This window comes from Gelidibacter sp. F63206 (assembly GCF_023015735.1).
Window position 1 is genome coordinate 1 of the sequence record NZ_JALKAU010000047.1, and the last position, 12655, is coordinate 12655.

The 12655-nt window shown below is 37.3% G+C and carries 10 protein-coding genes; 1 reads left to right on the top strand and 9 read right to left on the bottom strand.

What is annotated here, in order from left to right; translation table 11 throughout:
• Positions 1-33: 33 nt before the first annotated feature.
• The 9 genes from MWU32_RS01550 to MWU32_RS01590 all read right to left on the bottom strand — a co-directional run bounded on the left by MWU32_RS01550 (position 34) and on the right by MWU32_RS01590 (position 9477).
• Positions 34-876: an IS3 family transposase gene (locus tag MWU32_RS01550; protein ID WP_246937068.1), complete on the bottom strand. Its 843-nt coding sequence runs from the start codon at positions 874-876 to the stop codon at positions 34-36.
• Complete coding sequence (locus MWU32_RS01555; RefSeq protein ID WP_246937070.1) at positions 873-1271, bottom strand: transposase; 399 nt, start codon at positions 1269-1271, stop codon at positions 873-875. Before MWU32_RS01555 ends, MWU32_RS01550 begins: the two co-directional genes overlap by 4 nt.
• 106 nt (positions 1272-1377) lie before the next feature.
• Entirely contained in the window at positions 1378-2232 is an 855-nt protein-coding gene (locus MWU32_RS01560) for a universal stress protein (protein ID WP_246937151.1), read from the bottom strand.
• Between the two features lie 58 nt (positions 2233-2290).
• Positions 2291-3133 (bottom strand): universal stress protein, encoded by an 843-nt coding sequence (locus tag MWU32_RS01565; RefSeq protein WP_246937153.1) that lies wholly within the window; start codon positions 3131-3133, stop codon positions 2291-2293.
• 13 nt (positions 3134-3146) lie between these two features.
• Positions 3147-3995 carry a universal stress protein gene (locus MWU32_RS01570; protein ID WP_246937155.1) on the bottom strand — a complete coding sequence of 283 codons (849 nt, stop codon included), beginning with the start codon at positions 3993-3995 and terminating at the stop codon, positions 3147-3149.
• Positions 3996-4005: 10 nt separating this feature from the next.
• Positions 4006-4866, bottom strand: a complete 861-nt coding sequence (locus MWU32_RS01575; RefSeq protein WP_246937157.1) for a universal stress protein — start codon at positions 4864-4866, stop codon at positions 4006-4008.
• Between the two features lie 532 nt (positions 4867-5398).
• Complete coding sequence (locus MWU32_RS01580) at positions 5399-6244, bottom strand: universal stress protein (protein WP_246937159.1); 846 nt, start codon at positions 6242-6244, stop codon at positions 5399-5401.
• A gap of 300 nt (positions 6245-6544) precedes the next feature.
• On the bottom strand, positions 6545-7603 hold the full coding sequence (locus MWU32_RS01585) for a response regulator (protein WP_246937161.1): 1059 nt from the start codon (positions 7601-7603) through the stop codon (positions 6545-6547).
• Positions 7600-9477 (bottom strand): PAS domain S-box protein, encoded by a 1878-nt coding sequence (locus MWU32_RS01590; RefSeq protein ID WP_317235142.1) that lies wholly within the window; start codon positions 9475-9477, stop codon positions 7600-7602. Before MWU32_RS01590 ends, MWU32_RS01585 begins: the two co-directional genes overlap by 4 nt.
• 598 nt (positions 9478-10075) lie before the next feature.
• On the opposite strand from MWU32_RS01590, the gene MWU32_RS01600 reads away from it, so the two are divergent.
• Positions 10076-12652: a LysM peptidoglycan-binding domain-containing protein gene (locus MWU32_RS01600; protein ID WP_246937163.1), complete on the top strand. Its 2577-nt coding sequence runs from the start codon at positions 10076-10078 to the stop codon at positions 12650-12652.
• Positions 12653-12655: the final 3 nt, after the last annotated feature.

Sequence of the window (12655 nt, forward strand, 5' to 3'; positions counted from 1 at the left end):
TGAACTTCCCTGATTAGAGTTGACCGTTTTTAATTAATTTTCATTGTTAAAAATAGTCATCAATTTCCTTTCTTGATGCCTCAAAACAGAAAATTGTTTTATGAACCTTTCAGGACTCATTCTGTCGTTATTATTATGTAATCTTTTACTGTTATAATTCCTTACTGCTTTTGCTGTCATTCTTTTTAATTGACCGAAGTCCTTAGGTTTCCAATGATTCAAATATTCCTCTTTTATGGTTCTGTTGATACGCTCAGCAAAAGCATTATCCTGTGCGTTGAGTGCCATACTTATTTGACTCCCATTGTCCTTTAGAAGGCTGATGTACTCTTTATAGGTATATTGACTTCCTCTGTCACTGTGATGGAACAAAGGAGCCTCGTTTTCGTTCAACGCCATCTTTAAGGCATCCATATTCGCCTGTGCTCTCATGTTTTCAGAGACCTTATAGCCTACAATCTTCTTGGTATAGACATCTATTATAAAAACAGCGTAATAGTGTCTGTCCCCAATGGGTATATAGGTAATATCAGACTGCCATACCATTGATGGACGGTCAATTTTCATTCCTTTTATAAGGTTGGGATAATAGATCTTTGAAGCGATAGTTGTTCTTCTATAGTTCTTTTTACGCTTCAAACGATACCCAAGTTCCATCATAAGTTCTATAAACCGATCCCTTCCCATAAAGTTGGGTTTAAGTGTATAGTACATTTTCTCAACCCCACAACCTGGATGGTCCTCCCGCAGTTCGTCTGCTTCAAGGACCAGCTGTGCTGTTTTGCTATCAAAGATCTTTTGCCTAGTGCCGTACTGGGCAACGGCCTGTTTGCTCAGACCGACCTCTTTATAGAGACTGTTCAGGGAAAAACTCATTTTTTGTTTGTTCTCCCGGAACCAGTTGATTGTGGGGTGCCGAAGTTTTTTTTGATATCGATGTCAAGTTCATCCTTGGCAATCTCCATCATCTTTTCTAGATAATCAATCATTATCTGCTTGCGGCCTACAGTTCTCTCAAGCTCCTTTACACGGGCTTCGAGTTCTTTCATCCTTTTGTTGCTGCTGTCCTTCATCTCTATAATTCTAAATCCTTGTTCGTTAAAGGTAGAGAATTTATAAATCCAACTATAGATTGTAGAATTCCCAACACCATGCAGCTTCTCTAATTGAGGCACACTATACTTACCACTTTCAAAATCTGCAACAATCTTTTTCTTAAATTCAATTGAGTATTTACGCTGCTTGCGGATACTCCGTACATTTGCTTTCATAGTTTTCCACGCTTTAAGTGGTCAACCTATATCAGGGACGTACATTTGTCTCTGTTCTCTGTTCTTTTTTCTTTGTTCTTAATACTGAATACTTAATTCTATCAACTCAATTCTTCAAATCGTGCATCACCAAAATTGGCACTTTTGAATCATACGTAATTCCTTTTACCAATGGCTGATTAAAAATACTGGCAAAAAACGAGTGCTTGCTATTTATGAAGGCCACCATATCACTTTCTCTACTTTCCACAAAACAATTAATGGCAGCAGAAACCGACAGTTGACTCAGTAAATGGAAGGAGTGGTTGACATCTTCAAAATATTCGTCCAGCAGCTTTTTGTTGTTGGTTTGGAGTGCGTTCAATTTACCATCTTCTGACACATGCAGTACTTTAATGGAAGCATCACAACTATTCGCAATATTGATCAGATGTTTTAATTCACGCTTCTTAATACTTGTTTTATAATTTGTTGGAAAAACGATCTCTTTTGGAAGTACACACTTAGCAACTTGAGGAACCACAATCACCGGACAGTTCCTGATTTTTTCCATGACATCTATAGCAGTACTTCCATAAATCTTAATTCTGGCATTGGTTTGACCGCGAGTTCCCATTACAATCATCTCAATATCCTTTTCGGCGACAAGGGCTTTAATAGCCTGAAATGGCTCATTGAAAATTGATATGGCCTGAAAGCTATGTTTTGGATTTCCATTGTCCTGAAAGGCAATTTCATTCAATAACTTATGTAACTGTCGTTCAGAATTCCTCTTTGTGGCCTCAAACAATTCGCTGCCCGGTTCCATGCCAATAAGACTTTCAAGATTGGTTGGTGTTATATAAAACACATTTAAAAGATAAAAAATGCACTCTTGGTCTTTATAAAGTTCCAAGGCATATTTGATAGCTTGAAGCGCATTCTCTGAAAAATCCGTAGGTAATAATATCTTTCTTTTCATGGATATTTATGTATTTTAATATGATTATTGAAATTTGAAACTCGAGACCTGCCACTCTTTATTCCGGAATCACCAAAAACGGCACCATCGGCTGGAATCCGATCTTTTTGATTACCGGCTCCTTAATGACCCTTTCTATCAAACTGTGTTTATAATTCACCATGGCAAGCACATCTATCTTAAATTCAAGAATAAAATCGTTGATTTCATCAGATTTAGTTCCAAACTTTTCCATCCAATGAAACGTATGTTGATGGTTCATCAAGTGCGACTGGAGTGCTCTCATATTGACTTCTTGCCGTTCATTTAATTCACTCTGCAGATTGATGTGCAAAATATAAATATGGGCATTATACAAATCGGCAAAATCCAGTAATGCCTGTAATTCCTTAGTTTCGTAACTACGGGTAAAATCGGTTGGAAACGCAATATGCTTTGGCGCTTTGAATTCATAAGCATCCGGAATGGCAAGCATTGGGCAACTCTTCAAGTTCTGAATGATCTTGACCGTATTGCTTCCTAAGAAGTACCTATTAACACCAGTAGCACCTTTGGTACCCGTAACGACCAAATCTATATTGTTTATCTGTACCGCCCTTTTTATCGCCATCGTGATCTCTTCGGAGGTGCTTATAACCTCAAACTTATGGTTAGCATAACTATTAAATTGAACAGCGCGATCTTTCAAGGCATTAAGCCTGTTTTTTGAAGTTTCAGTCAAAGTGTCCAAATACTTCGCAGTAATATAGGATCTTGAGTCTGTATGAGCGAGTGATATGGAATTCAAAAAATAAAAGGAACAATGAAGTTCCGCATACAGGTTTAAGGCATATTCAGTTGCGCTCCATGCGTTATCTGAAAAATCTGTCGGGATTAAAATGTTTATTTTTTCTGATGTCATGACGATTTAATATTTATTGCTGTTTTGACGGAACGACGAGAAATGGGATGTTCAAATAAAAACCAATCTGATTGATCGTGTCCTTAAAAAACAAATTCTCAAAAAACGATTGCTTATTATTGATCATTGCCAACATATCAACGGGATGCCCTTCCTGAAATTTATTTATTGCCGCTGGAATCTCCATATCCTCCATATCGTGGAACTCATAAGCTATTTCCTTAAAAAAGGTCGGCAATAACTCTTTATTACTCTCTTGTACTTCACTTAAGCCATAGCCCGTATTGACGTGCATGGCATTGATCTTGGACGCGTGCCATTTGGCGATTTCCTTAAGCACATGAAGTTGTACAGACCTGAAATCCACTTCCAAATCGGTCGGAAATAATATCTCTTGAGGTGTGGCAAAATCAAAGTTTGATGGAATTGCCAATACTGGAACCTTAATCTCCTTAAAAACTTGAACTGTATTGGATCCAAATAATATTTTTTTTGCGCCTGTTGCTCCCTTGGTTCCCATAACAACGAGATCGATATTTCGCTCAACGATTAATTCCTTGATTCCAGCAATAAGGGTTTCAAATCTTGCAATGGTTTCAAATTTATGGTTTGGATGGGCACCAAATTCTTCTGAAATTTCGGTTGTCAATTCATCTAAACTTTCTTGAGAAGCAGCTCTTATAGGGTCACGTATTCCAAATTGCGCAGGGCTTAACAACACATATGTCAAGTCGTAAACAACTGGCGTATAAGCATTGAAGAGATGAAATGTGCACTGATCATTTTTAAAAAGTTGAATGGCATACCTGATGGCATTCTTTGAATTATCCGAAAAATCAGTAGGCAAAAGTATGTTTTTCATCATTAAATGTTTATTGTACTGGTGTAGCGCGTGTCGAATTCTGCATCGCTAAGAGTGGTATTTTTAGATCAAGACTTACCTTATCGATATTGGATGGAAACAACATGCTTTCTAAGAACGAATGTTGAGTATTGACCATGACCAACATATCAACATTGTTCTTTTTAATATACTCCTGGATGGTCTCAGCCACTTTCCTACTCCTTGCAGTAACAAAGTTGATTTCAGTTTTACATATCGTACCTTTCATAAAAGTCTGATTGTCTTCTTGCCTGATTGATAATTTTTCTGTTTTTGAAACATACAACACATCGATAACACTTCGGTAAGGCGCTGCCAAATCACATAACAATTTTAGTTCCCGTCGTTTATAAGGAATAAGATAATCTGTAGGGAACAAAATGCGCTTAGGCTGTGTATTGGTATAGTTTTTTGGAATAGCCAATACAGGACATTGCACATATTTTAAGACTTGGAAAGTATGACTTCCAAATACTATTTTACGATCATCGGATTTGCCCTTCGTCCCCATAACAATCAAATCGATATTCTTGGTATCCGCAATCCGATTGGCCTCTTCAACCAGCGAGCCATAAGCCGAAATACTATGGTAGGTATATCGCGGATTTGGCGCTATTTCCTTAACCGTCGCAAGAAGTTCGTCCAAACTGGCTTCAGATTGTGCCTTCACACGCTTCAAAACATCGTCAAAATTTTCACGGGACACCAAATCCTCGTGGTCATAAACCTCCTTTTGATAGGCGTGCATAAAATAAAACTCAACCTTTTCATATTTAAAAAACTCCAATGCATAATTGATGGCATTCATTGCGTTTTTAGAAAAATCCGTTGGAAAAAGTATAGAAATCATAATGTTAAGTTTTGTTTCGTTAGGGATAAAGTTAAAGGAATAAAACCATAAAAACTATGATATATGTCATTTGGATGGATGCTAAAATTTTGGGGTTATGAGGTAGGACATCGCAGAGGAGTACAAAATGTGTACGTGTAAGGTTTCCCGCAGATTTCGCAAATTCCGCAGATAGTTTCTGTTAAACACTTATAAATCTACCAACCGACAAACAGCTGTGTTCAATTCAAAATTATTGCGAAGACAGGAAACCTTCAGGTTAAGCAAAGCTAATCTCAGGTTAAAACAGACTAAAAAGCAATTAATTCTAAAATCACTCTATGTATGATTTGAGTTCTTGTTTTCTTATAAAGAAATCTCCGTGTAGCTCCCTGTAAGCTCTGTGTAATCACGTACAAGTCCACGCAAATCTGCGAAAATTTGCGGGAGAAAAAGTAAGTGCAGGATAGACAATAACGAGATTCCTGTCGGAGTTTATCATGAGCAAAGTCGAAAGACAGGAATGTGTGTGATTCCCGTGTGCACGGAAATATTATTTATCATGCATAACTAAAAACGGAATATGCGTATGGTATGTCATTTCCTCAATCTTATTATGGAACAAAATCCGCTGAAAGTAATTCAAGTTCTTAGCTACCATGGCCACCATTTTAATGTCTCTACTTTGTATAAAGCATTCAATGGCATCTTCAACATTTCTATTGGTGAGTTTGTGAAATTTAGTATCGAATTTATGAAAATATTCATTTAGTAAGTCTTTGTTATCCTGCTGCGCCATGGTTAGGGTATCCTCCTTGTTGGTGACATGCAGCACCTGTAAACTTGAATTATGGGCTTCCAGAATATTATAAAGTGGCTGTAATAGTTCTACAGCGTAGGTTAATAGATAATCTGTTGGAAACGCAACTTCTTCTATATCTGTGAATTTCGCATCCTCAGGGACCACCAAAGCGGGGCATTGCACTCTTTTTATGACATCTGCAGCATTACTCCCAATTATGACTTTTTTCAAACCGCTTGCACCTTTGGTCCCCATGACAATCAGGTCTATTTTTTTTTCTACCACATGGTTGCGAATGGAATCCACAAAGAAATTATAATCGGTCAAGGTAAAAAAATGATGGTGAGGCTTCACTGAAAATTCAGTAGTAATTCGTTTCAGAAGAGTTCTTAGTTGTTTTTTGGCAGGCTTAGTAAACGTCTTTTCAACAAAATCCTTGGTCTGAATATAAGGCGACTCATTTGCTGCCACATAACTCAAAGAATTAACATGTAGCAAATAGAAGGTACATGTTGTTTTTTCGAAGAATTTAAGCGCGTAAACAATGGCATTCCATGAGTTGTCAGAAAAGTCAGTTGGTAAAAGTATATTTTTCATGTTAATAAGTCATTAGAGTAAGCATAACAAATATATAGGCATGAAATCTACTAAGAAATGATATCGGTCATGTATGTCCGATTTTAAGGTTTAATAATTCTTTTTCCAACCATATCATACGAATACGTGTACTCTAATTGACAAACTCAATCAAGGGCCATAAGAATAATGAGTTTTTTAGATATTTTCAATTTTAGTAATGGTTCAAAAGAAACTATCGCCTATCATAATGCAAAAAAAATAAAACCCGATGCGCTACACTTTTAAGTTTTGCCTGCCTGTCGGCAGACAGGGGTTTCACTAATATATTTCTTGGAGTTTTCTAAGGTCTAAGATTTTTATATTTCTACCTTCAATCTCTATAATGCCCTCTTTTCTAAAATTAGAAATAGTTCTAATAAGTGTTTCTGTAGCAATACCTGCCACACTTGCCAAATCACTCCGAGAAATTTTTATGGATCCTCCCTTCTTTGGTTCCAGCTTATCTACAAATTTCAAGATAGTGCTCGCCGTTTTCTTTTGAACGGAACTATAGGCCATTTGCAACAATTGATCTTTGACATCCTTAAGGTCGTCGGCAAGCAATTCAATGAGTTCAAAAGTAATATGAGGATTTCTATCTAAAATTTTTTTAAGTTGCTCTTTTGATATCCCAACCAATGTGGTATCACTAAGGGCTGTTGAGGTCTCTTGATAGGGAATATTTTGAAGAAATGAAGTATATCCGAATATATCAGAAGATTTATGCAAAGCGGTGGTCAATTCTTTCCCCTGCTCATCTAGCTTATGCGACTTTACAATTCCATCCTTTATTAAAAAAATAGCATTTGAATTTTGTCCTTCTTCACAAATCACTTCTCCTTTTTGGAAATTATATAAGGTGCCATTTTCATCAAAAAAACTCTTCAAGTCATTGAGCGTACTAATATCTTCAGAGCTATCCTCCAGACCGGCATTCCTCCTATTCCCGCCAATTTCAAGTAAGATGGAAGCTTTCGCTATTCGGCTTTCAATGGCACTTACCAATTCATCCTCGGTAAAAGGTTTAGTGATATAGTCATCCGCACCCAAGTTCATTCCCTTGCGAACGTCCTGTCTTTCTGTTTTAGCGGATAAAAAGATGAAAGGAATTTGCTTGGTATGATCATCTTGTGCAAGCTGCTCCAAAACACCATACCCATCCAATTCAGGCATCATAATATCACATACAATAATGTCAGGACGAAAACTTCTTGCTTTTTCCAATCCTATTTTGCCATTTGAAGCCACATCAACTTGATAGTTTAACAATTGTAATAATTCTGCTGTATTATCTCTTAAAACAGCATCGTCTTCTATCAGAAGTATCTTTTTTTTCATTCTGCTTTATTTGGTATGGTTAATATAAATGTTGAACCTATATGTTCTTTGCTCGTAAAACTTATAGTACCGCCTAAATTTTCGATATGCGATTTTACAATATTCAATCCTATTCCTGTGCCTTGTGTTGTCAAGACATTCTCTGATCTGAAATAGCGGTTAAAAATATTTTTTTGATCTTTTTCTGGGATTCCAATACCAGCATCGGCTATTTCAAAAATGGTATCCTTATCATTTTGAGTAATCCTTATCGTTATATCGCTGTGTTCCGGGGAGTATTTAATGGCGTTGTGCACCAAGTTTGACAAGGCCAATTCAATTGTTTTCTCGTCCTGTATTAAAGTAATGTCATCAATATTTTCTGGATATTTTATCTGTTGCCCTTCCTTTAATAACATGTTGGCGTTATAAATCACCTCATTGAGTACCTTGCTCAATCTAAAAGTAATGAATTTATAATTTACTTTTCCGGTTTCAAGTCGCTCAATGGACAAGAAGTCGTTCAATATAGCATTCAGGTAATTAACTTTGTCTTCAATAATTTTAATGTGCTTATCTCGATTGTCCTGCTGTCCTTCCAAAGTGTATTTTCCCAAGAGCATGGCAGAGGTTAAAATACCGCTCAACGGGGTCTTAAACTCATGCGACACTAAAGATAAAAATTTTGTTTTGAGCTCATTAAGTTCCTTCTCTTTTTCGAGCGCCATTTCAAGTTGCTTGGTCCTCAACTCTACCGTCTCTTCTAATTTTTTGGTGTAATTTTTTTGTTCTGTTATGTCTAGAACAATTGAAATAAACACCTCCCGGTCTCCCAACATGGACAATTCCAAAGTGATATGTACTGGATACGTTGTACCGTCCTTACGTTGGTGAACAGTTTCAAACTCCATTTTGTCCTCGCTATGGCTCACTAAAGATGCTATTAATTCTCTAAATTTCCTTTCGGTAAAATCTGGTTTGATATCTACAGGCGTCATGGTCTTGAGTGTTTCAAGACTGTAGCCCAGATTTTTTTGAGCGCCATAATTGGCATTCAAAAACTGTAAAGTATCCGTGTCAAAGACAAATATTTCATTGAGTGAATCGTGAAATATTTTGGTGAGATAGTTACGCTCTTCTTCAGCTTTCTTGCGTTGGGTAATATCATTCTGAATGCCAATAAAATGGGTTATCAAGCCATTTTTATTTTTAATCGGGTTGATATAAAGCTCATTCCAGAACAGGGTTCCATCCTTTTTATAATTACGCAAGATCACTTGGCAGCTTTTACCATTTTTTAAGGCGGCCCTGATGACATCCAATCCTTCCTGATCCCGATCGTCACATTGCAGAAATCGGCAATTGTTACCCAGGATTTCTTCAGAGGAATAGCCCGTTAGAATCTGAAAAGCGGGATTAAAATAAATGATCGGATTGTCCTGCTCCAATGCATTACAAATTAAAATACCATTCCCGGCAGATTGCAGGGCCTCACTTTTTAAATTAAGATTCTCCTCAATGGCCCGGCGTTCGGTAATATCCACGACTAGCGCCATGACCAAGGTTTTACCGTAAAGGGTAAATGGGTTCAATCCCACTTCAACAGGAAAGCGCATATTGCTTTTAGTTAGGCCATATAGATTTCGCCCTTGACCCATGCTGCGTTTTTCACTATGCTTAAAAAATGACCTAAAGTGTTCAACATGTCTATGGTGATACTCGACAGGAATTAAAGTGTTTAGCGTTTTCCCTACCAGTTCATTGTCTTCATATCCAAACATGGCATTTGCTGACGCATTGGTAGATACTATGTTTTGGTGTTCATCCACCACAACGATCCCTTCAGAAATGGCATCTGATAGTAATTTTAAAATATCTTCCCTGTTTTCAAGCATTACGCAAAAATAGAATGATTTTAATAATTTGTGAAGATAGTAACAATTTATATTACAGTTTTATCTTTTGATTTTTCTGTTGTGTTAAAAAGTCAATGCCTTTTAGGCCTAAACAAATCTTTAAACCTGAACCCTAATGCAAGGATCGGAAATTCGAACGCATAGAACACCATAAAAATCAAGAACCTCAGGGTAATAGAACCCACCGGTGGGAACAAAACTACTTGTTTGTCGGCATCAATGCAAAGGCTGGCCATTTTAACGAAAGTGAAAGAATGAAATTGTCGGTGGAATGCCTGCCTGAATAACCAAGTTGGCCGCGAGGTGTAGGCCGTTGAAAACATCGTCATAAATTCAAACACCAACCCCTAAACTATGAACTTTGACCGATTGATCGACTGCCTATTCGTAGCGCTTTTATAAATGGGAACCACGAATTCCGAATTCTGAAGACCTTCAATTTTCTTTCAAAAATCATTAAATTGTTGAAAACATCTTGATAATTCTACAACGGAATCGCACTCTTGATGGATTTTTTGGTATTTTTATCAGATTAATTACGTTCCTTTAACCCACCCTCAACCAATTAGTGATTAAAATGAAGCGACTTTTTAAGTGTTTTGCACTATTATTCTTATGTTTTTACACAAGTATTGCTCAGGAAGGCTTGAAGAAGCATACAGTTAGCAGTGGTGAAACCTTATTCTCCATTGCAAAAAAGTACAATGTTACCCCGTACGATCTTCAGAAGGTCAATCCAAATGTCATCAATGGCATTAAAGTAGACGAAGTACTATTGATTCCCGAAAGTAAAATTAAGACACCCGTTCTTGAAAGTGCTGCCGATTCCATAAAAGCTTCCGTAAGATCCTCCTCAATAAGCCATACTGTCAAAAAGGGAGAAACAAAATTCAGCCTCTCAAAACGCTTTGATTTGACCATTTCCGAACTCGAATCTCAAAATCCACAAATTATTCATGGTTTAAATATTGGAGATGTGTTGGAGATTTACCCAGGAAATTCGTATACCGCTACAAAGGAGTCGATTGCATCTTCAAAACCTTCGAGCACGCCGTCAGCCAAATCGCAATCAAACATAGCTTCGCCCAATGGCAAACGTCACGTGGTTGTTAGTGGTGAAACACTTTGGCGCATCGCAAGTGCCAATGGATTGACCGTCGATCAATTGGTCAACGCCAATTCCAGAGTGCTTTCTCGCGGCTTAATTGCAGGTCAAATTCTTTGGATTCCGAGTAGTCAACAACTCAATGTTTCGGGTAATAGTGTCACTTACGTTGTTAAAAATGGAGATACCAAGTTCGGTCTTTCCAGACGTTTCAATACGACAATTCGCGAATTGGAGCGAAATAACCCACACATTAAAAACTTGCTTGAAATAGGTCATGTCATTACCATGCCTTATACCGAAGGAACCACCAGTACAAACGACAATCTCGCGCAAAGCGAAATCCAAACCAAAACTCAAACCACCGCATCCATCAAGAAGGAAACTCCAGTAGAACCTGTTGAAACAGATCCGAACATCAAAGAAACGATAGGCATTACGGAAGAACCACCTAAAATAAAAGAAACAGTGACTACAGTACCAGATGATGTGGTCGTTGCTAAAGAGGATCAAAAAGAGGTTGAAGTAAGTCCCACAAACACCGAAATAGTCGTCACTACCAAAGAACAACCTAAAGAGATAGAAACTGTATCTACGGTTCCAGAAAAGACTGTCACTCCTGAGACACAACCAATTGAAAGTGTTGATGAACCTATAGAAGATATTCGTGAAACCACTACAGTGTCCAAAGAAAAAACTGAAACGCCTGTTGAGACGCCAATAGCAAGTACCTCAGAAACACAATATGTGCCGTATGAAATCCAACCTAAGGAAACACTCTATGGTTTGGCTCAAAAGGCAGGCATGTCCATTGATGATTTCCTTATTTTAAATCCACGATTAAAAGAATCCGTACAAGCTGGCACCTTCATCAAAATGCCAAATTCTTTTAAGCCTACTCAAGCCTCATCACAAAATGCAAAGGCTCCAGGCCCGATCACGGATTATTCAATTCCTGTCGATTTAAAAGCAACTGCCAACACATCTCAATTTAAGAAATTATTGTTTTTCCTTCCTTTTTCACAAACGGAATATCAAAACTATGAGGCAAACAGTTCTAATTTCAGTGATATTTCTGACGATTTCAAACGTGTTAATCTCGAGTTTTATAAAGGCGCCAATATCGCTATTGATTCTATCAAAAAGATGTACCTTTCTTTGGATGTAGATGTTATAGAGCTTCAAAGTACCGTGCGATCTTCCAAAATATTGCCACTGCTCGAAAAAAGTGGAGTCAACGACTATGACGCCATTATCTTGCCGTATTACGATAATGTTGAAGAAGAAATTGCCGCGTTTACTGCAGACAATAACATTCCTGTAATAACGGCTTCAACAATGGACTTCCAAAGTGGCAACGACAATTTGTTCAGTGCGGTACCTTCCATTAACCTTCAACGTCAAAAGGTCTTGGACTATATCATGTCAAAAGATGCCCATATCATTGTTCTCAATGATGCCAGCCGTTCCGAAAGCAGAGCCTTTATTTCTAAATACGCGCCACAAGCAGACTTTATCAATATCAAGAAAAACGGATCGTTCAGTGAAGGCGAATTGATAGGAAAATTTAAAAAAGACCAACTCAATTATGTCATCATTGATAGTGAAAGGAATAGTGTATTTCTAAATACCACTAATATACTTTTGAGTGAACTAACCAATTACAACCTACAATTGGCGGTTTTGGAATCTGAACTAATTCCCGATGACGGTGCTGTATCCGAAAAAAGATTTCGCATTTTAAATATGGTTTTTCCATCTTTAATTCCTGCCAAATCCACTGTAAGTTCAAAGGAATTTTTAAGTGCTTACCAGAAAAAGTATAATTTACTACCTTCGGCAAATATTATGTTAGGATTTGATATTACATTTGACAGCTTGTTAAGGCTCATCCAACAACAAGGTTTTAATAGCTCTGCAAAGAAGGACATAACGGAATATACACAGCTGAAATTTGATTATGAAAAAAATAATTTAGGAGGTTTTAGGAATGAAGGAATTTACATTTTGCAATATGATTCAGCCTCCAATATACGGGAAGCCAATTAATTT